Genomic DNA, 26,848 nt, shown 5'->3' with positions numbered 1-26,848 from the left:
GCGCTGGCCAACACCAACCACTGGCTGCGCGGCGGCAGCTACGGCTGGCAGGCGGCGGAGGCCGGCTGCGTCGGCCTGTGCTGGACCAACACCATGCCCAACATGCCCGCCTGGGGCGGGCGCGATCCGCGGCTCGGCAACAATCCGCTGGTCATCGCCGTGCCCAACGGCGCGGCACCGGTGGTCGTTGATGCGGCGCTGGCGCAGTTCTCCTACGGACGCATGGAAACCGCTGCCCTGAATGGCGAGTCCTTGCCGGTGCCGGGCGGTTTCGACGCCGAGGGCCGGTTGTCGACCGACCCGGCGGCGATCACCGCCAGCGGTCGCGTGCTGCCGATCGGCTACTGGAAGGGCTCGGCGCTGTCGCTGGTGCTCGATCTCGTCGCCGCGGTGCTCTCCGGTGGGCTGACGACCAAGGGGGTGGGCGATCTGGGTGACGAATACGGCTTGTCGCAAGTGTTCATCGCCTTCGATGCCAAGAAAATCGCGGGAGAGGCGCTGATCGAACGCGTGGTCGGCGAAATGCTCGCCTATGTCGCCGACTCCAAACCGGTTGATTCGACGCGCCCGGTGCGTTACCCCGGGGCGCGGGTGCTCGAATGCCGTGCCGAGCATCTGGCCAACGGCATTCCGGTTGACGCGACGGTATGGGCGCGCATCCAGACCTTGGAACAGGGACGTTGATTGATTCCGCCGCAGTCCGCGGCGACCGCAATGTATGACATCGAAACAAAAAGGGAGTCTTCAGAAAATGGCTAACCACGACCGCTTGTTCGTACTGCAGGCGATGATCTCGCAGGGCGTTATCCCGGTGTTCTATCATCCGGATGTCGACGTGTGTAAAAACGTCATCCAGGCGTGCGCCAATGCCGGCGCCAAGTGCGTGGAATTCACCAACCGCGGCGATTTCGCGGCGCATGTCTTCCATGACCTCGCCCGCCACTTCGCCAGCGCCGACCGGTCGGTCGTGCTCGGCGTCGGCTCGATCGTCGACGCGCCGACCGCCGCCCTGTACATCGCCAGTGGTGCCCGCTTCGTGGTCGGCCCCTTGCTCAACGCCGAGGTCGGGCGCCTGTGCAACCGTCGCGGCGTTCCCTACAGCCCCGGTTGCGGCTCGGCGACGGAGATCGGCGACGCGCAGGAACTCGGCTGCGAGATCGTCAAAGTCTTCCCCGGCTCGTCGGTCGGTGGCCCGGAATTCGTCAAGAACGTCATGGGCCCCATGCCCTGGACGCGGATCATGCCCACCGGCGGCGTCGAGCCGACCGAGGAGTCGCTGCGCAAATGGTTTGGCGCCGGCATCGTTGCCTGTGGCATCGGTTCGAACATGATCACCAAGCCGCTGCTCGAGGCCCGCGATTACAAGGGCATCGAGAACAACGTGCGTGCGGTGGTCGAACTCGTCAAGAACGTGCGTGCCGAGCTGGCCGCCAAATAAGCCGCTGCCCCTAATGCTGGAGAATCCAAATGTCTGAACTGATCATCAAACCGGCCAGCGAAACCCGCTGGGATTGCGCTTCCTTCGGCGAAGTCATGCTCCGCTTCGACCCCGGCTTCGGCCGCGTGCGCAACGCCCGTTCCTTCCAGGTCTGGGAAGGCGGCGGTGAGTACAACGTCGCGCGTGCCATGCGCAAGTGCTGGGGCAAGCGCGCCGCCGTGGTCACCGCGCTGCCGAAGAACGACCTCGGCTGGCTGGTCGAGGACCTGATCATGCAGGGCGGCGTCGACATGTCGCACGTCATCTGGCGCGACTTCGACGGCCTGGGCAAGAACACCCGCGTTGGCCTCAACTTTACCGAGAAGGGCTTCGGCATCCGTCCGGCGCTCGGTTGCTCCGACCGCGGCCACTCGGCCGCGTCGCAGATCCGCCCGGGCGAAGTGAACTGGGAAAAACTGTTCGGTGAAGAGGGCGTGCGCTGGTTCCACACCGGCGGCATTTTCGCCGCGCTGGCTTCGAACACCGCCGAAGCAGTGATCGAAGCCGTCGAAGTGGCCAAGAAATACGGCACTGTCGTCGCCTATGACCTCAACTACCGCGCCTCGCTGTGGAAGAGCCAGGGCGGCAAGGAGGCGGCGCAGCGCGTGAACCGCGAGATCGCCAAGTACGTCGACGTGATGATCGGCAACGAGGAAGACTTCACCGCCTGCCTGGGCTTCGAGGTCGAGGGCGCCGACGAGCACCTGACCAACATCGAGACCGCCAGCTTCGAGAAGATGATTCGCGCCGCGGTCGCCGAGTTCCCCAACTTCAAGGTCGCGGCGACGACGCTGCGCAAGGCGACGACGGCGACCTTCAACGACTGGTCGGCGCTGCTCTACTACCAGGGCCAGCTCTATCAGTCGATGAAACGCGACAACCTGGAAATCTACGACCGCGTTGGCGGCGGCGACGGCTTTGCTTCCGGCGTTGCCTACGGCTTCCTTGAGGGCAAGGGTCCGCAGGCCGCCGTCGAATACGGCGCGGCGCATGGCGCGCTGGCGATGACCACTCCGGGCGACACCTCGATGGTGCGCGTCGAAGAGGTCGAGGCGGCGATGAAGGGCAAAGGCGCGCGCGTCATCCGCTGAGCGTTCTACGGTTTCATGGCACGGCCGGTCGGCGCGTAAGCGTCGGACGGCCGTTTTTTTTCGCCGCATTCAGTTGCGCAGGTAGTGCTCGACGAGGCGCGTGTAGGTGCCGTCGCGGTGCAGCGCTTCGAGGGCTTGGCGCAGGGCTTCGACCAACTGGTCGCGATCGGGCAGCGTCGCTGCGCGGGAAACGACGAGAAAGGCCGGGCGTGCCTCGGTGAGCCTTTTCGGCAGCACTTCCAGCTCAGCGGCCTGCGGCCATTGCCGCAGCACGTAGCGGGTGCTCACCATGTTGCCGGCGTAGGCGTCGATGCGGCCGGCGAGCAGCTTGCGCAGGTTCTGCTCGATGCTGCCGACTTCCTCGGCGATGACCAGCCGGCTGCGGATGGCGTAGTCGAGCTCATCCTGAATGACGAAGCCGCGGCTGATGCCGATGCGCTTGCCAGCGAGGTCGTCGATGGTGGCGAAGGGAAAGCTGCGGTCGCGGTGCACGAACAAGCCGCTTTGGCTGAGATGTACCGGGCCGGTGAATAGGGCGAAGCGTTCGCGCAGGGGGGTACGGAAGAGCGGCATGGCGAGCGGCAGTTCGCCGCTTTCAATGCGCGCCAGAACGCGCTTCCAGGGCAGGGGGACGATTTCGACCTCGAGTTGCAGGCGCTGGGCGGCGAGGCGCAGCATGTCGACGTCGATGCCCACGGCCTGGCCTTCGCGCACGAAGCTGTAGGGTGGCAGGCTCTCGTCGGTGCCGACCTTGAGCGGCGCGGCCATCGCCCAGGCGGCAAAGAGCCCGGCGGCCAGTGCCCAGGCCAGGCGGAAAAGCGCGGAAGCACGCATCGGCGGCGGTCTCGGGGAGGTCTCTTGCACAGTGTATGCAATGAAAACGAAAACGGCCTCCTGCAGGAGGCCGTCGTCGGTGTTGGCGCGCTTGGCGTTCAGCGCACCGAGTGCTCCTTGATCTCGCCCTCGCGGTAGGCGTGGAGCAGGGCCGTGAGGTCGTCGATCAGTTCCTGGATTTCCTTGCCGCGGTCGGTGTCGCAGACGCGGCGGCGGCTCGGGTAGGTGTGGATGATCTCGGTACGGGTGTCCATGTCGGCTTCCTCAGACACCGCCTTCTGCGTCGACTCGAAGGGCTGGTGTGCCGCGAGCAGCATGCCGCGCGAGTTGGTGATCAGCGTGTAGCCGGCGATCCCCGTCTGCTTCTGGTAGGCGCGCGAGAAGCCGCCGTCGATGACGATCATCTTGCCGCCGGCCTTGATCGGCTTCTCCCCCTTGGCGACCTTGACTGGAACGTGGCCGTTGATGATGCGGCCTTCGTCCGGATCGACGCCGAATTCGGCGAGGATCTTGCGCGCCGTCGTTTCGTCGTCGCGCAGGTCGTAGTAGGGGTTGCGCTTCTCGGCATGAGTGGCCTTGTCGGCGATGAAGTAGCGCTCGAAGGTGGCCATCTTCTCCTTGCCGAACAGCGGCGACTGCGGCGCGCACCACAGGAACCACATGGCGTCCATGCCGTAGCGCTTGTGCTCGGGGTGCTCGGTGTCGAAGTAGCCCTGGCGCGCGATGCGGTCGGCGCGGTCGAGGTAGGCCTTGCCGGCGTACGGCTTGCCGTCGACGTGGAAGGCGCGGAACTCGCCGTCCTCGTTCATGGCGATGCAGCCGTGGTAGAGCAGGTTGTTGTCATGCACGAGGTAGATGCTGCCCTTGGCAAAGAGGAAGCGCACGTGCTGCTGCAGCTTCTTGCTGTTGACGAAGGCGTCGACCAGGCGGTCGACCACCAGCTGCTCCTCGGGGGTGAGTACGTCCGGGTTCTGCGGGTCGATGGTCGGGAAGACCATGTCGAGCATCGGGTAGTCGGTGCCGCCGACGTTGACCGTGCCGCGCGCGTAGTCGATCTTGTCGAGCAGCAGCCGGTCGTCCATCTGGAAGTCCGGGCGGCGCTTGATGATCTGGCTTTCGATCTTGAACTGGATCACCGCCATCGCTTTTTGCATCAGCGCCATCAGGCGGATTTCCTGGGCGGTGAAGTTGTCGTCGGGCGAGACCTTGGGCGTGAACAGTTCGCACGGGTCGTCCTTGTAGGTTTCGAGGACGAAGGTGGCGAGCGGCAGGAGGCTGATGCCGTAGCCGTTCTCGATGGTCTCCATGTTGCCGTAGCGCACGGCGGTGCGGATGACGTTGGCGATGCAGGCCTCGCTGCCGGCGGCGGCACCCATCCACAGGATGTCGTGGTTGCCCCACTGGATGTCGACCTGATGGTGTTCCATCAGCTGGTCGAGGATGATGTGCGCGCCCGGGCCGCGGTCGTAGATGTCGCCGATGATGTGCAGGCGCTCGACGGCGAGGCGCTGGATCAGTTCGGCGAGGGTGACGATGAAGGTCTGCGCGCTGCCGGTCGACACGATGGTGTCGATCTGGCTCTGGTAGTACGCCGCCTTGTGCTCGACGCCTTCCTGGTCGTAGAGCAGCTCCTCGATGGTCTCGGCGACGCTCGCCGGTAAGAGGCGGCGCACCGTGTCGCGCCGGTACTTGGCGCTCAGGCGGCGGGTGAACTTGACGAGGCGCACCAGCGTCAGGCGGCTCCATTCGTCCTTGTCCGGCACCGACTGGAGCATCAGCGGCACTTTCAATTCCGGGTAGTAGATCAGCGTCGCCAGCTTGCGCCGCTCGCCCTTGGACATCGAGTTGCCGAACATCTCGTCGATCTTGCGCACGATCGAGCCGGCACCGTTGCGCACCACGTGGGCGAAGGCTTCATGTTCGCCGTGCACGTCGGAGAGAAAGTGCTCGGTGCCCTTGGGCAATTGAATCTGGGCGGAGAGGTTGATGATCGCCGTCGAAGCCGACTGAATGGTGGGGTATTTCTCGGAAAGCAGTTGGAGGTACTTGAGCGAGTGTTTTTGCATGATGGTCTGGAGGCACCGGTGAGGATGGATTCGGAGGGGAAGACCGCGGGTCGAAACGCTCGAAAGACTTGTATACAAAGCGCTTGGTTCCGAATCGAGCGGGGGCAAGTATCGCTTTCGGACTACTAAAGGTCAAATTGCTGAATATGCACAGCTTTTTTTGACGAAAAAGGGCCGGGAAATCAAGTGCGGCGCAGCGCCGTGTCGGCGGCGGCGATCACCGCGCGCGTCAGGCGGTCGAGCAAGGGTGAGTCGAGGTTCCAGCAGTGCCAGTAGAGCGCGACCGGGAGGCGCGTTTCGGGCGCAAGGTCGATCAATTGGCCGCTCTCCAGCCACGGGCGCACCAACTGCTCGGGCAGCACGCTGGCGCCCCAGTCGGCGAGCAGGGCGCGCAACTGGCCCTGCGGGCTGGGAACGAAACACTGCTGCAAGGCCACCTGGCGCAAATTCAGGGCTTTGCAGACGAACTCGCCCTGCAGGTCGTCCTTGCGGTTGAAGGCGACGAAGGGCAGGTCGCGCAGGTGGCGCGGGCTGTAGCCCTGCGGGCAGAGGCGGGCAACGGCGGCCGGGCTGGCCGCGGCGACGTAATCCATGCTCCCGAGCGCCACCACCTTGCAGCCGCGCAAGGGCTTGCCGAGCGTGGTCACGCAGCCGAGCACCTGGCCTTCGCGAAGCCAGTCCTGGGTGAAGTCCTGGTCGTCGGCGATGATTTCGAGCTGCAGCCCGTCGCGCACCGCTGCGTCGAACGCCGGCAAGGCCCAGGTGGCAATGCTGTCGGCATTGACGGCGATGGCCGCGCGTTCGTCCTCGAAACGTTGGCCGGCGGTTGCCGGGCCGAGGCGCTGCAGTTCCTGGCCGAGGTCGGCGCGCAGCAGGCGCAGTTGCAGCGCGTGCTTGAACAGGAGGCGCCCCGCGGGGGTGGCGCGCAACGGTCGGTCGCGGGCGATCAGCACCGTGCCGGCCAGGCCTTCGAGCGTACGCAGGCGCTGCGACACCGCCGACTGGGTGATCGACAGGCGCCGTGCGGCGCGCTCGAAACCGCCTTCCTCGACCAGCGCGGTCAGGCATTCGAGCAGTTCGGGGGCGAAGAGCTTCATGGTCGTCCGGGGCTGGGATGGCGCGTGGAAAAAGGGGGCTGAAGGGTGTGTGAAAAATATTAGCAAAACTTATCAATTCTGAAAGGAATTGATAAGACTGTATTTCGACCGGCTTCTCGCGGAGACTGTCAGCAGAACAAGAACATGACGTCCGCTGTCGTTTTATCCATCCAAGAGGCCAGGAATGAAAATCGGTGTCCCGAAAGAAATCAAAAACCATGAATATCGCGTCGGTTTGACGCCCGCCAGCGTGCGCGAACTGACGCTCCGTGGTCACAAAGTGCTGGTCCAGACCAGCGCCGGCGCGGGCATCGGCCTTTCCGACGAGGAATACCTCGCCGCAGGCGCCGAACTCGCCCCCGACGCAGCGAGCGTTTTCGCCGCCTGCGACATGATCGTCAAGGTCAAGGAACCGCAGCCGCAGGAATGCGCGATGCTGCGTCCAGGCCAGATCCTCTACACCTACCTTCATCTCGCGCCCGATCCCGAGCAAACGGCGGCGCTGATCAAGTCCGGCGCCATCTGCATCGCCTACGAAACCATCACCGGCGCGGGCGGCGGTCTGCCGCTGCTGGCACCGATGAGCGAAGTCGCCGGGCGCATGGCCGTGCAGGCCGGCGCCGCGCACCTGGAAAAATCCAAGGGCGGTCGCGGCGTCCTGCTCGGCGGCGTGCCGGGCGTGCCCGCCGCGCACGTGGTCATCATCGGCGCCGGCATGGTCGGCACCAACGCGCTGCAAATGGCCGTCGGTCTGGGCGCCCGCGTCACCGTCATCGACAAGTCGGTCGACCGCCTGCGCCAGCTCGACCTCATTTTCGGCAACCGCATCAGCACCGTCTATTCGACCGCGCACAACATCGAGGAAGCCGTGCTCGACGCCGATCTCGTCATCGGTGGCGTGCTCATCCCTGGTGCGGCTGCGCCCAAGCTCGTCACGGCCAGCATGGTTTCGCGCATGAAGAAGGGCGCCGTCGTCGTCGACGTCGCCATCGACCAAGGCGGCTGCTGCGAGACCTCGCACCCGACCACCCACGCCGAGCCGACCTACGTGGTCGACGGCGTCGTCCACTACTGTGTCGCCAACATGCCCGGCGCCGTGGCCCGCACCTCGACCTTCGCCCTCAACAACGCCACCATCGGCCACGCCGTTGCCCTCGCCGACAAGGGCTGGAAGCAGGCGCTGCGCGACGACGCGCACCTGCGCATGGGCCTCAACGTCGCCGAAGGCAAGGTCACCTACGAAGCGGTGGCGCGCGACCTCGGCTACGACTACGTACGCCCGGAGACGCTCATCCAGTAAGTTCCAAAGCCTCCCCCGGCTTTCTTGCGGCGACAGGGAATGCAGGGCCCTGGCGCCGTTTTTTTGTCTACGCGAGGCGTCTCAGTGATGTCGTGGCCCCGAGCGAGGGAGGCGGTGGACAGCGGCTAGTTCAGTCCGTAATCTTTAATGCTGAATGCGTATGTCGTGGCGCATGTGACAATTAACTCCACGGAGTCTCGGCCCTATGCAGCCAAAGGTGCGCGTCCTGGATACCGACTGGGTAGATTCCTATCTTCAAACGGGCCTCTACAAATGAATAAGTTGAAATTGCAGCTCATGCATCGGGAAGCGTTGCGGCGACTCGCTGATGCCGAGATACTGTCCAAAGCGATGCCGCCCGAAGAGAACTCGGATTCCGCTTATTTACTTAAGCTGTTGGGCTTGGAGCTTTTGCTCAAAATCGTATTTGAGGCTGAACTCAACAAGCCTGGTGGAGGGCACGCGTATGAGAAGTTGTTCGGAGAACTGCCACCAAGTCTTCAAACAAAATTGCTTGCCTTGGCGGGAGAGCGAGTTGGGCCTTCCGCTTTAGTCGAGAATCATGAGTTGGTTCTTCAAAAATGGGGAAAGAACTTCGTTGATTTGCGCTACCCATGGGAGAGTTACGAAGGGTTGTCCGAAGAACAATATTTAACCCTTGGCGAGAAATGGATGAGCAAAGATGCTCCGTTAGAAGAGGCTAAATTTCGGTATTACCCACAGGAGCTGCTTGGATTTTTATCAGCATTGCGTCTTGTTGCTTCTGAGATCGTTAACTCCTCGGACAACGCGATCACCTAGCGACAACCTCTAATCGGATGAAGAGCACTCTTCTTTCCCCGCCCTAAAGGAGAGCCGGCCATCCTGCAACGCAGAGCGTCCTCGCCGGCTTATCAAAGACCACCTCATTCGCTGACGGAAAGATGATGTTCGGAAATGTGGTTTGTCAGGCGAATGGCATGGGCGAATAATCGGCTTGAGGCGCGGTGACGCGCCACCGCATTCGAGATGCGTCGGATTGGCTCTGCCACGGCGCGCCCTGAGGGCAAGGCGCCGAACCGCCAGATGCGAACGCTCGCCGACGGCCTGGCCACTCCGCACGACATTTCAGACCGCGCAGTTCAGCCGCGCGCTTCAACCGAATTCGTCTTGTTCTTAATGTCATCGTCAGGAGGCTCCATGAGTTACTCGAATTTCTCCGTCCCCAGGCACATCGTCTACGGCGAGAACGCGCTGGAGAAACTGGGCACCTTGGTCGGCAAACGCGCGGCCATCGTCACCGGCGGCAGCTCGATGAAGAAGCACGGATTCCTCGATCGCGCCGCCGCACTCTTGCAGCAGGCCGGGATGCAGACCATCGTCATCGACGGCGTCGAGCCCAATCCATCGGTCGCCACCGTCCAGCGTGGCGCGCAGGAGATGCTGGCCTTCGGCCCCGACTGGATTGTGGCCATCGGCGGCGGCTCGGCGCTCGACGCGGCCAAGGTGATGTGGTGCTTCTACGAGCATCCGCAGCTCAGCTTCGAGGACATCATTCCCGTCGGGGCGATGCCGCCGCTGCGCAGCAAGGCGCGCTTCGTGGCCATTCCGTCGACCAGCGGCACGGCCTCCGAGATCACCGCGTTCTCGGTGATCACCGACACCGAGAAGCACATCAAGTACCCGATCGTCGCGCTCGACATGGTGCCCGACCTCGCCATCCTCGACCCGGCGCTACCGGCGAAGATGCCGCCGAACGTGACGGCCAACACCGGCATGGACGTGATGGCCCACGCCGTCGAAGCCGTGGCCTCGATCGCCGCCACGTCCTTCACCGATCCCTACGCCATCGAGGCGATCCGGCTCGTCTTCGAGCACCTCACCACCGCCTACGAAAAGCCCGACGACAAGGCCGCGCGCGCCCACATGCACAACGCTTCGGCGCTGGCCGGAATGGCCTTCACCAACGCTTCGCTGGGCCTCGTGCATTCGCTGGCGCACAAGATCGGCGGCGAGTTCGGCGTCACCCACGGCCTCGCCAACGCCATCCTGCTGCCCTACATCATCGACTTCAACCGGCGTTCGAGCGACAAATACGCCTTGGTCGAAAAGCTGCTGGGCATCGCCGATCTGGCGCAAGCGGTCCGCGACCTCAACCGCCGCCTGGGCATCCCGGCAACCTTCAAGGCCTGCGACGAAGTCGACTTCAACGAAGCGAAGTTCAAGGCCGTGCTCGAACGCATGAGCGCCAACGCCCACGCCGACCCCTGCACGCTGACCAACCCCGGCCAGCCGACGGTGGCCGACGTGCAGCGCATCTACGTCGCCGCCTACTACGGCGAGTCCTTGAAGTAAGCCTGTCGCGCATCGCCCGAGCCCCCGCCATGCGGGGGCTTTTTTGTGTTTGCTTGGCCCGTGCGCGGCGACTCTTGCTAGGATGGCGACATGAAGCCGGAACCTTCCTTGGCCGCGCGGCTCGAGGGCAGGCGTGGCGCTCGTGTAGGGCGTTCCGGCTCAATCCCTTGCCCTGTATTGAAGCTCAGCGTGAATATGCCAACGTCCCCTGATGTGATTGCCGCCTTGGAAGGCAGCGCCGACCCGGATGCCAAAGTATTGATCCAGATGGCAAGCCTTGGCGCCGATCTAGGCAAGCCGCACGAACCCGAGTTTGTTTTTGAGGCCGACACCCTGGCCTGCGCCATGACCATCGGTGATCGCGTGCGTGCGCTCGGTTTCGAGGTTGAGCTTTACGCCCCGAACGATGAAAATCCCGATCATCTGGTCGTGGCCAAGCGTTGCATGCTGCTTGAGCTGGATACCTTGGTCCGGCTCAGCGCCCGGTTCGAGGCGCTCGCTGACGCGCATGGCGCACGCTACGATGGCTGGGGCGCCGAGGTCGTGGAGTAAACTTGGGCTCTGCCGGTTGCCCTGCGTCGTCCATCCCATTGTCGAGCGTCCATGTCTTTTCCATCTCCTTCTCCCGAGGCTTGGCCGCGTTTTCGCCTGGCCGTTGCCGATGATCTCGAGGCCATCGTGCGCATGCTGGCCGACGACCCGCTCGGTGCGACGCGCGAACGCGCCGAGTCTCCGCTGCCCACGGCGTACCGGCAGGCGTTCGAAGCCATCGATCGCGATCCGAACCACGAGTTGATCGTCGCCGAGGACGAAAACGGGGCCGCCATCGCCGTCCTCCAGCTCATCTTCACGCCGCACCTCACGCATCAGGGCGGTTGGCGTGCCACGGTCGAAGGCGTGCGCGTCGAGGCCCGCCATCGCGGCACGGGCCTCGGGCGCCGGCTCTTCGCCTGGGCCATCGAGCGCGCCAAGGCGCGGGGCTGCCACCAGTTTCAGTTGACCACCGACAAGCAGCGCCCGGAGGCGAAGCGCTTTTACGAGCAGCTCGGTTTCGTCGCCACGCACGAGGGCATGAAGCTCAAGCTCGGCTGACGGAGGCTGCGCGATGGCGTTTTTGTGAGTTCTGAAAGGAAATTTTTGGATACGAACGATGGGTTGGCTGCGACGCCACACTGCTTCCACGGCGCCTGCCTGTGTGGCGCCGTGCGTTTTGAATTCGACGGGCCCTTGCCGAAGTTCTACCGTTGCCATTGCTCGCTGTGCCGACGGCAGAGCGGGACGGCGGGCAACGCCGCGACGCTGATCGCGGCCGAGCGTTTCCGCTGGTTGTCCGGGCGACGCGAGATCGGCTCGTGGACGAAGGCGAGCGGCTTTCGGTCCGATTTCTGCCGCGCCTGCGGCTCGCCGGTGCCCAACCCCCTGCGCGGGCAGCCCTACCTGTGGGTGCCGGCCGGGCTGCTCGACGGCGAGGCGGCGCTCGAGGCGCTCGAGTTTGTCGTCGACCTGCATCTGGCCTCGAAAGCCGGTTGGGAAGAAACGCCCAAAGGGCGCGCGCATTTCGCGGCCATGCCGCCGCTGGATGATCTCCTCGCTCGCCTGCACGCCAGCCCGCCGACCGCACAACGCGATCCGTCTTCCGCGTGGGGCGCGGCGTTCAGCGCTCGCCTCGGCGAGGCAGCCGTCCCGGAAGACTGATCCCGGCTGCCCTGGCGCCGGGCTGCAGACCGCGTTCAGCGGTCGTTTCAGGGGCATGCCCGTGCTGGTGCGCCGTTAGGACGCGCGTCCTGATTGCGACGGTGTCCCCACGACTTCGGGAGGCGCTGGACGGTGTTTGCCTGCGCAATGAGGGTGATGCCTGTGCATGATGTGCTGGGCCGGTCGAACACCGGAGCGGCAAGGTTTGCCGCTGTCTCGTGTGGGGCTGCCGTGGGTGGGTGGCTGTTATCGATTGGTGAATCGATTCTGTATAGTAGAATCGACTTGCGGGCCAGGACCGGCGCGCAGATCGGATAACAGACCGGAGGAGATGCACATGAGCCATACCAAGAACGCCCGTGCGTTGGGCCTTGCCGTGTTGGGAACCGTGCTGCTGGCGGGGTGCGCCGGAATCGCCGAAAAGACCAATACCCTGAGCGACGAAAAGGTGCTGTCGCAATCGGCCGGTGCGCTCGGCTACGCGCCGAACGAGCTGAAGCTTGTCAGCCGACGCACCGAGGGCACGAACACCTATGCGCAACTCGTCGGAATCAAGGACAAGAAGGAGTACACCTGCATCATCAACGGCGGGAATGCCTTGAGTTTCGGGATGACCAATCCGCCGACCTGCGGGCGCAAGGGCGAGCCTGTGAACAACCGGCCGTTCCGTTAAGCCTGCAGAACGACCGCCCGGAGCCTTGCGTGCTCCGGGCGATGGCTGTGGATGGATCCTCCGGGCCGCCATCCTGGAAGGCAGACCCTTTCTGCCCTGGCGCCGGGCTGCAGGCCGCATCCGGCAGTCGTTTCAGGGCGCGGTTGTCGATGGCATGGGCGGGCAGGTAGGATGGGCGCGGGCCGGCGGGCGAGGGCGCGCGCAGGGGCCGCGTTAGTCTTTGTCGATCATGGCCATGTACACCGTCGGACGGCTTGCCAAGAGGTTCGGGCTTTGCCGCAGCACCCTCCTGTATTACAACGCGATCGGGCTCCTCAAGCCTTCGGCGAGGAGTTCGGCCAACTACCGCCTGTATTCCGAAGCCGATGCGCGCCTGCTGGAGCGGATCAAGGTCTACCGCGAAGCCGGCTTGCCGCTCGAGGCCATCGGCGCCTTGCTGCAGGACGAGGGCGGCGCGGGGAACGATGCGATCCCGGCGCTGCTCGAACGGCAACTGCACACCTTGAGCCGGGAGATCGCCCGCCTGCGCGAGCAGCAGCGTTGCCTCGGGGCCTTGCTGCAGGACGAAGGCGGCGCGCAGGCTGTGCGCGGCAGCCGGGCGCTGGGCAAGGCGCAGTGGGTGGCGCTGCTGGCGTCTTCGGGCATGAGCGATGCCGACATGGATGCCTGGCATGCGGCCTTCGAAGGGCGTTTCCCCGAGGCGCATCAGGATTTTCTCGAATCGCTGGGGATTACGCCGCAGGAGATCGCGGCGATCCGCAAACGCTCCGCATGCGGAGGAAAGGATGTTTGAGTTGCAGTCAGGTGTTGTTGTTTTGCGTCGGCGTTCGCCCCGTCGGGCCGGGATCGTCGCGGCCTTCTTGGCTTTGCTTACAGCCGCGCCGGTCGCGGCGGCGGAGCTTGAAGCCGCCGAGATGGAGCGCCTCGGGCGCCTTTCCGGCGAAGTCTTGCTTCACGCCTCAGTGCTCAAGCGGCTTGAGCTGAACTGTCCGGGCGAAGGCGGGAGCAAGCGCGCCCAGGACCCGGGTGCGGAGCTCGAGCGCGACGTGCAGAAAATGCCCGAGGATTTTCAGGCAGCGTTTTCCCTGCAGCTCGGGGCGACGCACAAGCTCGGCGATTTCATCGTCCGCGACCTGCTCAAGAAATCCGGCGGCTGTGCCACCGATGCCGTGCGGCAGGCGCGGACCCAGGCCGAGGACGGGCTCGTCAAGGCGCTGCGCAACTGGCGCGCACGCTGAGCCGCGTGCCTCTGCCCCCGTGATTCAGCCTTGCCGCGCGCTTTGCGCGGCCGGCGCTGCGCCTCTGTGCGATGACGGCGCGGTAAAGGCTGGCGTTACGGCGCGGGTTCGGGGCGGGGCTTGGCCTGCAGGTGACTGGCGTTTCCGGAATGCGGGACGCGCTTCCATTGTTTATTCCGAAAACGAATCAACTTGTGCGAAACAATTGCTTGTTGGGGTATTCATCACGAATAAGAATGCAATCAATCGAGTTGTGCGAATGTGTAGTCGGCTGACGAAGTGATGGGGCGGATCAGAAAAAGCAATTGGCGCGGCGTGTGCAGGCGCGGCACGCTGGCAGACGAAGCTGCCGCCCGCAGGCGTTGCGCGAGCAGGCCCAGGATGTAGCCGGATAGAGTCGCAGGCAATCTACCTGACCTGAAGCTCGCATCAACGCCGTCGGTCCTCCGACAGCCGGTGCGGTTTTCAGGTTTTTTATTGTCAGGTAGATACCATGGAAACAGAGAAGCAACTGGAGTTGTTGATGCAGCGGCGGGCTGAAGCCCGCCTCGGTGGCGGGCAGGAGCGGATCGACAAACAGCATGCGGCGGGGCGGTTGACCGCGCGCGAGCGCATCGACCTCTTGCTCGATCCGGACTCGTTCGAAGAGTTCGACATGTTCAAGACCCACCGCTGCCATGAGTTCGGGATGCAGGACACGGTCTATCCGGGCGACGGCGTGGTCACCGGCCACGGGACGATCGACGGGCGTACCGTCTATGTCTTCGCGCAGGACTTCACCGTGCTCGGCGGCTCGCTGTCCGAAACCTTCGCCGAGAAGATCTGCAAGATCATGGATCTGGCGATGAAGAACGGCGCCCCGGTGATCGGCCTCAACGATTCGGGCGGCGCCCGCATCCAGGAAGGCATCGAAAGCCTGGCCGGGTATTCCGACATTTTTCTGCGCAACGTGATGGCCTCGGGCGTGGTGCCGCAGATCTCGGCGATCTTCGGGCCCTGCGCCGGCGGCGCGGTGTATTCGCCAGCGCTGACCGACTTCGTGGTCATGGAACGGCACAATTCCTATATGTTCCTCACCGGGCCGAAGGTCGTGAAGTCGGTGACCCACGAGGACGTGACGGTTGAGCAGCTCGGCGGTGCCGACATGCATTCGTCGCAAAGCGGGATCTGCGACTACGCTTCGAGCTCGACGGCCGATGCGATCCACTACATCAAGCGCCTGCTGTCCTTTGTGCCGCAGAACAACTTCGAGGCGGCGCCGGCGATTCCCTGCGCCGACCCGGCCAACCGGGCTTCGGACGTGCTCGCCAAGATCATCCCGAACAACCCGAATGCCGCCTACGACATGAAGGACGTGATCCTCGAGACGGTGGATAACGGCGAGTTCCTGGAAGTGAAGGAGCAGTTCGCGCCCAACCTGATCGTCGGCTTCGCGCGCTACAACGGCGTCAGCGTCGGCATCGTCGCCAACCAGCCGGCCTACCTCTCGGGCGTGCTGGACATCGACTCGTCGATCAAGGGCGCGCGTTTCGTGCGCTTCTGCGACTGCTTCAACATCCCCATCGTCACCTTCGTCGACGTCCCGGGCTTCTTGCCGGGGACGGCGCAGGAGTACGGCGGTGTCATCCGCAATGGCGCCAAGATGCTCTATGCCTATGCCGAGGCGACCGTGCCCAAGGTCACGGTGATCACCCGCAAGGCCTACGGCGGCGCGTACTGCGTGATGTCCTCGAAGCACCTGCGCGGCGACATCAACTACGCCTGGCCGACCGCCGAGATCGCGGTGATGGGCGCCAAGGGCGCGGCCGAAGTGCTCTACGGCCGGCAGGCGCGTGAGTCGGACAACCCCGCGGCCTTCCTCAACCAGAAGGAAGAGGAGTACCACGACACCGTGGCCAACCCGTACGTGGCGGCACAGCGCGGCTACATCGACGACATCATCGTGCCGTCGCTGACCCGCTCGCGCATCATCCGGGCGCTCGGCTTGCTGCAGAACAAGCGCGATACCAACCCGATGAAGAAACACGGGAACATCCCGCTGTGAGCGGCCACGCGACGAACGAGGATGACCATGTCTAGCCAAGAGAAAAAGCTCGCTGCGGCGCTGGCCGCCGTGCGGCTCTACCTGCAGCAGGATGAGGACGCGGCCGCCGCCGCGGCGGCCCAGGACGCTGCCGTGTCGGTGGCACCCGTCGTGCCGCCGGCCGAGCCCGGGCAGTGGGCCGTTTCGGGACGGGTGGAGATGATGGCGGGGCGGCGCATGATGCAACTGCGCGCCTTCCGCTGATCCCGCCGACCCGGCCCGAGGACCGAATCGACCCGAATTTGAACATTTGCAATCAATCTAGCCTTAGCCTTTGTGGAGCTGAAGAAAATGAGTAAATCGCAAGCCAAGACGGCGCTCAACTACGCCAGCGACCGCCCCAAAGCCAGCAATCCCGTGAAGGTCATGGACCTGTCGCTGCGCGACGGGCACCAGTCGATCTTCGCCACCCGCGGGCGCACCGAGGACATGATCCCGGTCGCCGAGATGCTCGACGAGGTCGGTTTCTGGGCGCTCGAAACCTGGGGCGGCGCGACCTTCGACACCATGCACCGCTTCCTCAACGAAGACCCGTGGGAGCGCCTGCGCACGCTCAAGCGCTACGCCAAGAAAACGCCGTTCTCGATGCTCTTGCGCGCGCAGAACCTCGTCGGCTACCGCAACTACGCCGACGACGTGGCCACCGCCTTCGTCGACCGCGCGGCGGAAAACGGCGTCGATGTTTTCCGCACCTTCGACGCGCTCAACGACTACCGCAACTTCGAGACGGTGGTGCGCCAGATCAAGAAGAGCGGCAAGCACTTCCAGGGCTGCATGTGCTACACCCTGACCGAGCCGCGCCTCGGCGGCGACGTGTACAACCTCGAGTATTACGTCGCCAAGGCCAAGGAACTCGTGGCCATGGGCGCCGATTCCATCTGCATCAAGGACATGGCCGGCCTGATCGCGCCCTACGACGCCTATGATCTCGTCAAGGCGCTCAAGGCGGCCGTGACGATCCCCATCCACCTGCACAGCCACTTCACTTCGGGCATGGCCTCGATGAGCCACCTCAAGGCTATCGAAGCGGGCGTCGATATCGTCGATACTTGCATGACGCCCTATGCCTACCGGACTTCGCACCCGGCCATCGAGCCGCTGGTGATGACCCTGATCGGCACCGACCGCGACACCGGCTTCGACATCCTCAAGCTGGCGGAAATCAACGACGTCCTCGAAAAGCAGGTGATGCCGAAGTACAAGCACCTGCTCGACGACTCCAAGGTCTCGATCATCGACATCAACGTTCTGCTACACCAGACCCCGGGCGGCATGCTCTCCAACCTCGTCAGCCAACTGCGCGAGATGGACGCGCTGGACAAGATCGACGAGGTTTACAAGGAGCTGCCGCGCGTGCGCAAGGAGCTCGGCCAGATCCCGCTCGTCACCCCGACCAGCCAGATCGTCGGCGTGCAGACGGTCAACAACGTGTTGCACGACACGCCGGACGAGCGCTACAAGATGATCACCGGGCAGGTGAAGGACCTCTGCTACGGCCTCTACGGCAAGACCGCCGTGCCGATCGATCCGGACGTGCAGAAGAAGGCGCTCAAGGGCTATCCGCGCGGCGAAGATCCGATCACCTGCCGTCCGGCCGTGGTGCTGGAACCGGAACTGGAGAAGGCCAAGGCCGAGATCGGCGACCTCGCGGTCGACATGGATGATCTCTTGATCTACGCGCAGTTCCCGGTCACCGGCAAGAAATTCCTCGAATGGAAGTACGGCCGCGCCGAAGTGCCGGAAAGCGTCAAGCCGATCACCCTCGAGCAAGTGAAGAAGCAGGACGAGATCGTCAAGAAAGCCAAGGCCGGCCAGCTCGTCGAGAAGAAGACCGGCGCGCCCGAGAAGTCGGGTAACGTGCGCAGCTTCAACGTCTTCGTCGATAACGAATTCTTCAACGTCGAAGTCGACCCGACCGGCGACTACGTGCCGGTGGCCGTCCCCGTGGCGGCTCCGGTGGCCGCGGCTCCCGTCGCGCGGCCGGCCGCGGCCGCCGCCAAGCCCGCGGCTGTGGCGCCGGCGCAACAGGCCAAGCCGGCCGCACCGGCCGCCAGCGAAGCCGCAGACGGCAGCGGAACGCCGCTCAAGGCACCGATGCCCGGCCTGATCATCCGTTACCTGAAGCAGGTCGGCGATGCGGTCAAGAAGGGCGAAGGCGTCGTCGTGCTCGAGGCGATGAAGATGGAAAACGCCTTGGTGGCGCCGTGCGACGGCGTGGTCAAGGCGGTCAAGTTCGCCAGCGGCGACAACGTTGCCAAGGGGGCCACGCTGGTTCTGATCGAATAAATCTCCGTTGTATGTACTGAGCCCGGCCCGGGTTTTATTCCGGGAGTTGCGGCCCTGGGGTGTGGAGAGGTATGCTCCGCACCCCTTTTTTTGTTGCGCGTGATGGAGTACGGTCGCGCAATCCGCGCCTCGCGCTTCTTCACCCTCTTGAGTTCCCGCATGCATTCGACCGAAACCCGCAGCCTGCCCCAGCAGGCCGCACTGGCGCTGGCTGCGCTGGGCGTCGTCTATGGCGACATCGGCACCAGTCCGTTGTACACGATGAAGGAAGTCTTCGCCGGCAACCATCCGATTCCGCTCACTCCGGAGAATGTGCTCGGCATCCTGTCGCTGATCGTGTGGTCGCTGATCGTCGTGGTCTCGATCAAGTACGTGGTCTTCGTGATGCGCGCGGACAACCGCGGCGAAGGCGGGATCATGGCCTTGATCGCGCTGGCCCTGCACGATGCGCGCGGCAATCCGCGCCGCGAACGCGCCATCCTGATCGCCGGTCTGCTCGGCGCCGGCATGTTCTACGGCGACGGCATGGTGACGCCGGCGATCTCGGTGCTCTCCGCGCTCGAAGGGCTTGACGTGGCGACGCCGGCCTTCCGTCCCTTCATCATTCCGTTGACGCTGATCGTCCTCTTCGTCCTGTTCTTTTTCCAGAAGCGCGGCACGGCCAAGGTCGGCGCGCTCTTCGGGCCGGTGATGCTGCTCTGGTTCGGCACCCTGGCGTGTCTCGGTCTGTTCAGCATTGCCGGCAATCCGGCGGTGTTTGAGGCGCTCAACCCGTTCTACGGGCTCAACTTCCTGATCGAGAACCGGACCATCGCCATCGTCGCCATGGGCGCCGTCGTGCTCTCGGTCACCGGCGCCGAGGCACTCTACGCCGACATGGGACACTTCGGCAGCCGCCCGATCCGTCAGGCCTGGTTCAGCTTCGTCCTGCCCGCGCTGATCCTCAACTATTTCGGTCAGGGCGCGCTGCTGCTCGCGGACCCGGCCGCGGCGGCCAACCCCTTCTACCACCTGGCGCCCGACTGGCTGCTCTATCCGCTCGTCGCACTGTCGACGCTGGCCACCGTGATTGCCTCGCAGGCCGTGATTTCGGGCGCCTTCTCGGTGTCGCGCCAGGCCATGCAGCTCGGTTTCGTGCCGCGCTTCACGGTGCAATACACCTCGGAGAAAGCGCAGGGACAGGTCTACCTGCCGGGCGTCAACTGGGGGCTGTTCATCGCCGTGGTCATCCTCGTGCTCGGTTTCCGCTCGACCAACAACCTGGCCGGCGCCTACGGCATCGCGGTGACCGGCGACATGGTCATCACCTCGATCCTCGCCATCTTCGTCGCCACGATGCGCTGGGGTTGGGGGCTCGGCAAGGCGCTGGCGCTGTTCTCGCTTTTCCTGGTGGTCGAACTGACCTTCCTGTACGCCAACCTGCTGAAGATTCCCGATGGCGGCTGGTTCCCGCTCGCTGCGGGCAGCCTGATCTTCCTCCTGATGAGCACCTGGAAGCAGGGGCGGCGTCTGCTCACCGAGCGCACCAGCGGCGATTCGATCGACCTCAAGGCCTTCATCGATGCGCTGCTCGTCTCGATGCCGGCGCGGGTGCATGGCACCGCGGTGTTCATGACTTCGCGCAACGACCGCGTGCCCAACGCCATGCTGCACAACCTGATGCACAACAAGGTGCTGCACGAGCAGGTGCTGATCGTTTCGGTCTCGGTCTTCGACGTGCCCTTCGTGCCCGAGATCGACCGTGTCGAAGTGGAGAAGCTGCCCGGCGGCTTCTTCCGGGTGACGGTGCAGTACGGCTTCAAGGACGAACCCGATTTGCCGCAGGCGCTGGCCCAGTGCGCCAACTTCGGCGTTCACCTCGAGCCCCTGGAAACCTCGTTCTTCCTCGGGCGCGCGACCCTGGTGCCGCGCGTGGGCTCGGCCATGGCCTTCTGGCGCGAGAAGCTGTTCATCTTCATGTACCGCAACTCGGGCAGCGCCACGAGCTTCTACAAGATTCCGACCAACCGCGTCGTCGAGCTCGGAACGCAGATCGTCCTGTAAGCCCGGCCTGCGTCCGCGTTCGCGCGGGCGCTGCCGACGGCCTGCGGGCCCAACGCCGTGTCGCCTTGCGCGCACGGCGTTTTTTTGCCTTTTTTGCGGCCTCAGGCGGCGGCAAGCCATCGCCAAGACGTCATTGCTATGACGAAGGGCATAGTCGCCATCGCCCTTGTAGCCGGCGTTTGCGCCATTTAAAGCCTATGTTCTTGTCATTGTGCGTCGACGTGCCCGGCGCCGGAGGGGTGAAAGCGGGCTTTGCTTTTTTCCGCCGAAAATGCATTTGATTGCGCGAAACCCTTGCCGGGCAAAGGTTTCTGCCGACCAAAATCGACGTTATCGGCGGCATCAAAAATCATGATTTGCCCGCCTTATTGGCCCTCCCTAGAGTCGCGCCAAGTCTTTCGCGGCGACCTAAAAAAGAGGGCGCTTCAACGCCAAGCCCCAACCCGCGGAAGGATTTTTCTTGATCTAGAGGAGTGTTCAAATGCTGGGTTTCCTTCTTTCCAAGCCGGGTGCCAAGACGGTGCCTGAGGGCGAAGTCGAATCGCGCTACTACGCGATGCGGATGCAGGCGCTGTTCGGCGTGTTCATCGGCTACGTCGGTTATTACCTCGTCCGTTCCAACTTCACGCTGTCGACGCCTTACCTGATGAAGGCGCTGCAACTGACCAAGACCGACATCGGTCTCCTGTCGAGCGCCATGCTGATCACCTACGGCATCAGCAAGGGCCTGATGAGCAGCCTCGCCGACAAGTGCAACCCCAAGTACTACATGGCCTTCGGTCTGCTGCTCTCGAGCATCGTCAACTTCATGCTCGGCTTCAGCACCGCCTACTGGATGTTCGTTGCCCTGGTGGTCGTCAACGGCCTGGTGCAGGGCATGGGCGTCGGCCCGTCGTTCATCACCATCGCCAACTGGTTCCCGCGCATGCAGCGCGGCCGTACCGGCGCGATCTGGAACATCTCGCACAACATCGGTGGCGGCCTGGTGGCCCCGATCGCCACGGGCGCCTTCGCCATGTTCGGCGCCGAGCACTGGCAGATCGCCAGCTACACCGTTCCGGCCGTCCTGGCGCTGATCATCGCCGCCATCGTGGTCTTCGGCGGTCTGGGCACGCCCTACAACGAAGGCATGCCGCCGCTGGAAAAGATCCTCAAGGACGAGCAGAAGAACGCCCTGGTGTCGACCAAGGCCGATCACGCTCCGGACAACATGACCCCGTTCCAGATCTTTGTGCAGTACGCGCTGAAGAGCAAGCACGTGTGGTACGTCTCGATGTTCGACGCCTTCGTCTATCTCGTCCGCTTCGGCGTCATCACCTGGCTGCCGATCTACCTGCTGCAGGTCAAGGGCTTCACCAAGGGCCAGATGGGCATGGCCTTCGCCATCTTCGAATGGGCCGCGATTCCCGCCACCCTGGTCGCTGGCGTCCTCACCGACAAGTACCTGAAGGGTCGTCGCATGCCGGTCGCCATCGGCTGCCTGATGGTCATCCTCGGCGCCCTGTTCTTCTACTGGAGCAGCAACGACCTGATCGTCGTCACGGCCGCCGCCGGTGCCATCGGTGCCTTCATCTACGTGCCGCAGTTCCTGGCCTCGGTGGTGACCATGGAAGTCGTTCCTTCCTTCGCCGTCGGTTCGGCCGTCGGTCTGCGCGGCTTCATGAGCTACATCGTCGGCACGACCATGGGCACCGCCCTGATCGGCAAGCTGGTTGACCTCTACGGCTGGTCGGCGGGCTTCTACACCCTGCTCACCGGCGCCGTGCTGGCCATCGTCTTCGGTGTCCTGTCGCACCTCGGCTCGCTCGAACTCGAAGCCAAGAAGCAGGCCGATCTGGCCAAGGCCGACACGCTGGACGCTGGCGACGTTGCCACCGCTGGGGCGCGCGCCTAAAAGTTGCCTCCTGTAGCCCGGCGTGTTGGCAGGTCATGCGCCCTTGCCGGTACGCCGGGCTCTTTTTTTACCGAATTCGATAGAGCTTCCATGATGCGTCATACCAAAATCGTTGCCACCCTCGGCCCGTCGTCCTCCGATCCCCTTGTCCTCGAGCGCATGCTGCTCGCCGGGGTTGACGTCGTGCGCCTGAACTTCTCGCACGGTAAGCCCGAAGATCACCTGGCCCGTGCCCAGGCCGTGCGCGAAGCTGCGCTGAAAGTCGGCCGTCCGGTCGGCATCCTGGCCGACCTGCAGGGGCCGAAAATCCGCGTCGGCAAGTTCGCCCGCGGCCGCATCGAGCTTGCTCCCGGGGCCCCCTTCATCCTCGACGCCAACTGCGACATTGGCGACGAGACGCGCGTCGGCCTTGACTACAAGGAACTGCCGCGTGACGTCGAGGCAGGGGCCGTGCTTCTGCTCGACGATGGCCGCATCATCCTCGACGTCGAGTGCGTCGACGGCGAAGAGATCCACACCATCGTCCGTCACGGCGGCGAACTCTCGAACAACAAGGGCATCAACCGGCAGGGCGGTGGCCTCTCGGCCCCGGCGCTGACCGCCAAGGACATGGCCGACATCCGCACCGCGGTGAGCCTGCAGGCCGATTACATCGCCGTCTCTTTCCCCAAGGGCGCCGAAGACATGTACATGGCCCGTCAGCTGATCCGCGCCATCGGTGGTCACGCGCTGACCATCGCCAAGATTGAGCGCGTCGAAGCCGTGGCTGCGCTGGAAGAGATCGTCGAAGCCTCGGACGGCCTGATGGTGGCGCGCGGCGACCTCGCCGTCGAAGTCGGCGATGCTGCTGTGCCGGCGCTGCAAAAGCGCATGATCGCCCTGGCGCGCGAAAAGAACCGCCTGGTGATCACCGCCACGCAGATGATGGAATCGATGATCAACTCGCCGGTGCCGACCCGCGCCGAAGTCTCCGACGTTGCCAACGCGGTGCTCGACGGCAGCGATGCGGTGATGCTCTCGGCCGAGAGCGCCGCCGGCAAGTACCCGGTCGAAACCGTCGAGGCGATGGCCCGCATCTGTCTGGCCGCCGAGGAGTCGGCCGAAGTGACGCTCGACCGCGACGTGCTCAATCGCGTTTTCTCGCGCATCGACGAATCGGTGGCCATGGCCGCGGTGTGGACCGCGCACCACATGCAGGGGCGTGCAGTGACCGCGTACACCGAGTCGGGTTCGATCCCGCTGTGGATGAGCCGCCTCAACTGCGGCCTGCCGATCTACGCGCTGACCACCGCGACCGAAGTCATGACCAAGATGTGCCTGTACCGTGGCGTGCATCCGCTGCTGATCCCGGAAGTGCCGAGCGACCTCGATAACCTGCTCAGCGCGGGCGAAGAGGTGATGCTCTCGGCCGGCGTCGTCGCCAAGGGCGACATCGTCGTGCTTACCGCCGGCGAGCAGGTGAACATGCCGGGGGCCACCAACACCCTGAAGATCGTGCGGGTCGGCGAGCGTAACGCGCAACCCGCGCTGCGCCACTAAGCCGCAGCCTCCGGTCCGGCCCCGCCTTCGCGCACTCACGTAGTAGCGTAGAATTCAGGGCTGGGCTGGAGCTGCGGAGCAATGGAACAAGGAACGACGATGAACGAAGTTGGCGTGCGCGGGGCGGTGCGATGAGCCTGGCGCTGCGCGTGCTGGCGACCCTCGCAGCCTTGCTGTGGGCGGCCGTCGTGCGCAGCGAGGTGATCACCGTGGCCTCGCCGTTTCCGAAAGAATTGCTGATGGTCTACAAACGGGCCATCGAAGAACAGTACCCTGGCCTGCGCGTGCAATACGTGCATTTTCCTGCCACCAACGCCGTCTCCTTCCTCCAGGACCGGGCGCCCGGCACCCGCCCCGACGTGTTCTGGGGCTCGGCCCCCGATACCTTCCTCTCGCTGCGCCGCAACGGCCTGCTCGAACAGCTCGGCGACCTCGGCGACCGTGGAATTCCCGAGCGCATCGGTCGTCTGCAGGTCAACGACAGCGAGGGCTATTTCAAGGGGCAGGCGTTGTCGGGCTACGGCATCATGTGGAACACCCGCTACCTCGCGGCGCGCGGCATCGCCGCGCCGCGCGACTGGCGCGACCTCACCCGCCCCGAATACTTCGGTCATGTGGTGATGTCCTCGCCGTCGCGCTCAAGCACCAACCACCTGATGATCGAAGCCATTCTCCAGGGCGAGGGCTGGCGCGAGGGCTGGGCGCAGATTCTGCGCATCGCCGGCAACTGCGGGTTGATCGCTGACCGCAGTTCGGGGGTGCCCAACAACGTGACCAGCGGCCGCTTCGGCGCCGGGCTGGTGGTCGATTTTCTCGGCCTTACGGCGCGTTACGGCGGCCTGCCGGTGGACTTCACCTATGCCCGGCCGAGCGTCGTTTCGGTGGCCAACATCGCGCTTGTCCGTGGCGCGCGCAATCCCGCCGGCGGCAAGCGCTTCATCGAGTTCGCCCTGTCCGCGGCCGGGCAGGAGCTGCTCCTGCGGCCCGAGATCAGCCGCCTGCCGGTGCTGGCCTCGGTGTACGGCGGGCCGCAACTGCCGAAGAACTACCCGCGCATCAAGGACGTCGTCGAGCGCAGCGTCGGCGACTACGACCCCGACCTCTCCGAAATGCGCTATCAGGTCGTCGGCGCCATTTTCGACCAGCTCGTCACCTACCGCCACGACAACCTCGTCGAGGTCAGCCGCCTGCTGCATGCCGCCGAGAAGCTGCTCGCCAGCCGTCCCGACCGCAAGGCGTCGGCCTTGCTCGAAGAGGCGCGCGAACTTGCCTTCCGTCCGCCGGTCGGTGAACAGGAGGCGCTGCTCGCACACCGGAACGGCAATGCCCGTGCCGACATTGCCCAACTGGCCGCGTACGAGGCCGCCTGGGGCCAGCAGGCCGAAGCCAATTACGCCAAGGCGCGCCGGCTGGCCGAGCAGGCGCTGGCGAGAGTCCGCTGAAGGAGGCGAGCATGGAGCGGGCCAGGCGCATCTTCACCCTCCTGACGCCGGGCAAGTCCTGGGAGCGCGGCTTGATTGCCGCGTTGGCGCTTCTGCTCCTGACGTATCTGCTGCTCTTTCTCTTCCTGCCGGTTGCCTCCTTGCTGGTACAGGGGTTACGCGGCAGCGAAGGCGGCCTCGGGCTCGAATTTGTCGGGCTTTTCCTTGCCAACCCGCTGTACGCCGAAGGGCTGCTCAACAGCCTGCTCGCCGGCGCCGGCGCGGCGCTGCTTGCCGGTGCGCTGGCGTTGCCGATCGCCGGGGTGCTCTGGCGCTGCAACGTGCGTCCGTCGCCCTTCCTTGAGTTGTGCGGCTTCCTGCCGCTGTTCGTGCCGCCTTTCGTCCTCGCCGCCTCGCTGCAGGCCGTGCTCGGGCGCGGCGGTGGCCTCGGCTTCCTGCTCAAGGACGTGCTCGACATGGACCCGGCGCAGGCGGGGCTGCTCAGCCTGATCGTCGTCGAAGCCCTGCATTACTTCCCCTTCGTGCTCATGGCGCTGATGCTCACCACCGGAGATTCGAGCCGCCAGGCGCGCGAAGCGGCCGAGCTCGGTACCCGCTGGGGGCGGCTCGTGCGCCGTGTCTTCTTGCCGCTGGCTATGCCCGGACTGGCCTTCGGCATGGCGCTGACCTTCCTCAAGGTGCTCGACGACCTGGCGACGCCGCTCGCCCTCGGCATCACCAACATGCTGGCGCCGCAGGCCTATTACCGCGTCGCTTCCTACGGTGCGCAGGACCCGCTGGCCTCGCTGATCGCCATCCTCCTGTTTGCCGTCTCGGCGCTGTGCTGGTTCGCCGCGCTGGGCCTCGTGCGGCAGCACGCCACCTTCTTCAACTCCGGCCGGGCGCGGCCGTCGCACGGGGACGCAGGCACCGCGCGCCTCGGCAAGCTCATTCTCGGCGGGCTCTTCGTGCTCTACGCCGCGTGCTACGCCGGTTTGCTGTTGTCCTCGCTGGCTGGCCTGTGGAGCCACAGCGCGCTGCCCGAGCAGTACGTTCTGACGCATTACCAGAAAGTGCTCCGCGACGAGCTGGGCAGCTTCTACAACACCCTCGTGTATTGCGGCATCGCGGCGCTGATCGACCTCGTCGTCGGCCTGGTGCTGGCCTCGGCCATCGCCCGTGCCAGCCCGGTCTGGAAGCGCCGTCTGACCTGGCTGGTGGCCGGCCTGCTGAGCGTGCCCGGGGTTGCGTTGGCGATCGCTTACCTGCAGTTCTTCCGCGACGTGCATGTGCCCTTCATGAACCAGCCGCTCGACGCTACCGGCTTCCTGTTGACCATGGCCTTTTCGGTGCGCGGCTTGCCCTTTGCTTTGCGTGCCTGCGAGATTGCCCGGCAAAGCGTCCCGGTCAGCCACGTCGAAGCGGCACGCACGCTCGGTGCAAGCTGGCGCGGGGTGCTGCTGCGCGTGGTTCTGCCGATGATGGCCTTCGGCCTGACCGTCGCCTTCATCCTCTGCTTCGGCATTTCGGCCGTCGACCTGTCCTCGGTGATGCTGCTCGTGCCGAGCGAGAACAGCGCGCCGCTGGCGTATAACATTTACCTGCACCTCCTGTCGCGCACCGGGCTCGGCACCGGAGCGGCGCTGGCCATCCTCGCCTTCGGCCTGGCGGCACTGGCGCTCTTCGTCCTGGCGGTGGTGGCGCGGCGCCGCGCGGACGGCGGGGCGGGCGTTCGCCGCATCCTGTTTACGGGCAGTGCCCAGACCTGAGTATGAGC

General features: G+C 64.8%; 25 protein-coding genes. 20 read left to right on the top strand and 5 right to left on the bottom strand.

Annotated features, from left to right (window positions below):
• The 3 genes from QMB55_RS04070 to QMB55_RS04060 form a co-directional block, all read left to right on the top strand.
• Positions 1 to 684 (top strand): Ldh family oxidoreductase (locus QMB55_RS04070; RefSeq protein WP_497587390.1); only part of this gene is annotated, 684 nt, incomplete at its 5' end.
• A 67-nt stretch (positions 685 to 751) separates the two neighbouring features.
• Positions 752 to 1,438, top strand: coding sequence for a bifunctional 4-hydroxy-2-oxoglutarate aldolase/2-dehydro-3-deoxy-phosphogluconate aldolase (locus QMB55_RS04065; RefSeq protein WP_497587389.1), 687 nt, complete (start codon positions 752 to 754; stop codon positions 1,436 to 1,438).
• Between the two features lie 29 nt (positions 1,439 to 1,467).
• On the top strand, positions 1,468 to 2,568 hold the full coding sequence (locus QMB55_RS04060) for a PfkB family carbohydrate kinase (RefSeq protein WP_497587388.1): 1,101 nt from the start codon (positions 1,468 to 1,470) through the stop codon (positions 2,566 to 2,568).
• Positions 2,569 to 2,637: 69 nt separating this feature from the next.
• On the opposite strand, the gene QMB55_RS04055 is transcribed toward QMB55_RS04060, so the two are convergent.
• The 3 genes from QMB55_RS04055 to QMB55_RS04045 form a co-directional block, all read right to left on the bottom strand.
• Positions 2,638 to 3,402: a substrate-binding periplasmic protein gene (locus QMB55_RS04055; RefSeq protein WP_497587387.1), complete on the bottom strand. Its 765-nt coding sequence runs from the start codon at positions 3,400 to 3,402 to the stop codon at positions 2,638 to 2,640.
• Between the two features lie 98 nt (positions 3,403 to 3,500).
• Complete coding sequence (locus QMB55_RS04050) at positions 3,501 to 5,468, bottom strand: fructose-1,6-bisphosphatase (RefSeq protein ID WP_497587386.1); 1,968 nt, start codon at positions 5,466 to 5,468, stop codon at positions 3,501 to 3,503.
• A gap of 182 nt (positions 5,469 to 5,650) precedes the next feature.
• Positions 5,651 to 6,565: a LysR family transcriptional regulator ArgP gene (locus tag QMB55_RS04045; protein WP_497587385.1), complete on the bottom strand. Its 915-nt coding sequence runs from the start codon at positions 6,563 to 6,565 to the stop codon at positions 5,651 to 5,653.
• A gap of 184 nt (positions 6,566 to 6,749) precedes the next feature.
• On the opposite strand from QMB55_RS04045, the gene ald reads away from it, so the two are divergent.
• From ald to QMB55_RS04000, 9 genes are all read left to right on the top strand, one after another.
• The gene (ald, locus tag QMB55_RS04040) at positions 6,750 to 7,865 is read left to right on the top strand and encodes an alanine dehydrogenase (protein ID WP_497587384.1); all 1,116 of its coding nucleotides are present in this window, start codon (positions 6,750 to 6,752) and stop codon (positions 7,863 to 7,865) included.
• A gap of 273 nt (positions 7,866 to 8,138) precedes the next feature.
• Positions 8,139 to 8,666 carry a hypothetical protein gene (locus QMB55_RS04035; protein WP_497587383.1) on the top strand — a complete coding sequence of 176 codons (528 nt, stop codon included), beginning with the start codon at positions 8,139 to 8,141 and terminating at the stop codon, positions 8,664 to 8,666.
• Between the two features lie 378 nt (positions 8,667 to 9,044).
• Complete coding sequence (locus QMB55_RS04030; RefSeq protein WP_497587382.1) at positions 9,045 to 10,199, top strand: iron-containing alcohol dehydrogenase; 1,155 nt, start codon at positions 9,045 to 9,047, stop codon at positions 10,197 to 10,199.
• Between the two features lie 90 nt (positions 10,200 to 10,289).
• Positions 10,290 to 10,751, top strand: a complete 462-nt coding sequence (locus QMB55_RS04025) for a ribonuclease E inhibitor RraB (RefSeq protein ID WP_497587381.1) — start codon at positions 10,290 to 10,292, stop codon at positions 10,749 to 10,751.
• Between the two features lie 51 nt (positions 10,752 to 10,802).
• Complete coding sequence (locus tag QMB55_RS04020) at positions 10,803 to 11,291, top strand: GNAT family N-acetyltransferase (protein ID WP_497587380.1); 489 nt, start codon at positions 10,803 to 10,805, stop codon at positions 11,289 to 11,291.
• 45 nt (positions 11,292 to 11,336) lie between these two features.
• Positions 11,337 to 11,894 carry a GFA family protein gene (locus tag QMB55_RS04015; RefSeq protein ID WP_497587379.1) on the top strand — a complete coding sequence of 186 codons (558 nt, stop codon included), beginning with the start codon at positions 11,337 to 11,339 and terminating at the stop codon, positions 11,892 to 11,894.
• Positions 11,895 to 12,231: 337 nt separating this feature from the next.
• Positions 12,232 to 12,567 (top strand): hypothetical protein, encoded by a 336-nt coding sequence (locus QMB55_RS04010; RefSeq protein ID WP_497587378.1) that lies wholly within the window; start codon positions 12,232 to 12,234, stop codon positions 12,565 to 12,567.
• A 229-nt stretch (positions 12,568 to 12,796) separates the two neighbouring features.
• Positions 12,797 to 13,360, top strand: a complete 564-nt coding sequence (locus QMB55_RS04005; RefSeq protein ID WP_497587377.1) for a MerR family transcriptional regulator — start codon at positions 12,797 to 12,799, stop codon at positions 13,358 to 13,360.
• A complete protein-coding gene (locus tag QMB55_RS04000; protein WP_497587376.1) occupies positions 13,353 to 13,805 on the top strand; it encodes a hypothetical protein in 453 nt (150 codons plus the stop codon). The genes QMB55_RS04005 and QMB55_RS04000 overlap by 8 nt, the downstream gene beginning before the upstream one ends.
• 242 nt (positions 13,806 to 14,047) lie before the next feature.
• Here QMB55_RS04000 and QMB55_RS03995 read toward each other — a convergent pair whose 3' ends face one another.
• Positions 14,048 to 14,212 carry a hypothetical protein gene (locus QMB55_RS03995; RefSeq protein WP_497587375.1) on the bottom strand — a complete coding sequence of 55 codons (165 nt, stop codon included), beginning with the start codon at positions 14,210 to 14,212 and terminating at the stop codon, positions 14,048 to 14,050.
• A gap of 86 nt (positions 14,213 to 14,298) precedes the next feature.
• Between QMB55_RS03995 and QMB55_RS03990 the strand changes: the two genes are divergently transcribed.
• From QMB55_RS03990 to QMB55_RS03975, 4 genes are all read left to right on the top strand, one after another.
• A complete protein-coding gene (locus QMB55_RS03990) occupies positions 14,299 to 15,849 on the top strand; it encodes an acyl-CoA carboxylase subunit beta (protein ID WP_497587374.1) in 1,551 nt (516 codons plus the stop codon).
• Positions 15,850 to 15,876: 27 nt separating this feature from the next.
• Positions 15,877 to 16,092, top strand: a complete 216-nt coding sequence (locus QMB55_RS03985) for a hypothetical protein (RefSeq protein WP_497587373.1) — start codon at positions 15,877 to 15,879, stop codon at positions 16,090 to 16,092.
• 87 nt (positions 16,093 to 16,179) lie between these two features.
• Positions 16,180 to 18,174, top strand: coding sequence for a pyruvate carboxylase subunit B (locus QMB55_RS03980; RefSeq protein WP_497587372.1), 1,995 nt, complete (start codon positions 16,180 to 16,182; stop codon positions 18,172 to 18,174).
• A 159-nt stretch (positions 18,175 to 18,333) separates the two neighbouring features.
• On the top strand, positions 18,334 to 20,217 hold the full coding sequence (locus tag QMB55_RS03975; protein ID WP_497587371.1) for a potassium transporter Kup: 1,884 nt from the start codon (positions 18,334 to 18,336) through the stop codon (positions 20,215 to 20,217).
• A 206-nt stretch (positions 20,218 to 20,423) separates the two neighbouring features.
• Here QMB55_RS03975 and QMB55_RS03970 read toward each other — a convergent pair whose 3' ends face one another.
• Positions 20,424 to 20,570, bottom strand: coding sequence for a hypothetical protein (locus QMB55_RS03970; RefSeq protein ID WP_497587370.1), 147 nt, complete (start codon positions 20,568 to 20,570; stop codon positions 20,424 to 20,426).
• Between the two features lie 128 nt (positions 20,571 to 20,698).
• On the opposite strand from QMB55_RS03970, the gene QMB55_RS03965 reads away from it, so the two are divergent.
• The 4 genes from QMB55_RS03965 (at position 20,699) to QMB55_RS03950 (ending at position 26,840) form a co-directional block, all read left to right on the top strand.
• The gene (locus tag QMB55_RS03965) at positions 20,699 to 22,111 is read left to right on the top strand and encodes an MFS transporter (RefSeq protein ID WP_497587368.1); all 1,413 of its coding nucleotides are present in this window, start codon (positions 20,699 to 20,701) and stop codon (positions 22,109 to 22,111) included.
• 90 nt (positions 22,112 to 22,201) lie between these two features.
• Positions 22,202 to 23,650 (top strand): pyruvate kinase, encoded by a 1,449-nt coding sequence (gene pyk / locus QMB55_RS03960; RefSeq protein WP_497587367.1) that lies wholly within the window; start codon positions 22,202 to 22,204, stop codon positions 23,648 to 23,650.
• A gap of 131 nt (positions 23,651 to 23,781) precedes the next feature.
• On the top strand, positions 23,782 to 25,092 hold the full coding sequence (locus QMB55_RS03955) for an ABC transporter substrate-binding protein (protein ID WP_497587366.1): 1,311 nt from the start codon (positions 23,782 to 23,784) through the stop codon (positions 25,090 to 25,092).
• An 11-nt stretch (positions 25,093 to 25,103) separates the two neighbouring features.
• On the top strand, positions 25,104 to 26,840 hold the full coding sequence (locus QMB55_RS03950) for an ABC transporter permease (RefSeq protein WP_497587365.1): 1,737 nt from the start codon (positions 25,104 to 25,106) through the stop codon (positions 26,838 to 26,840).
• The last annotated feature ends 8 nt before the right edge of the window (positions 26,841 to 26,848 follow it).

Origin of the sequence: Propionivibrio sp., assembly GCF_041441355.1 — a bacterium.
Taxonomy (GTDB): domain Bacteria; phylum Pseudomonadota; class Gammaproteobacteria; order Burkholderiales; family Rhodocyclaceae; genus Propionivibrio.
This window is presented reverse-complemented; position numbering and strand designations above follow the sequence as displayed.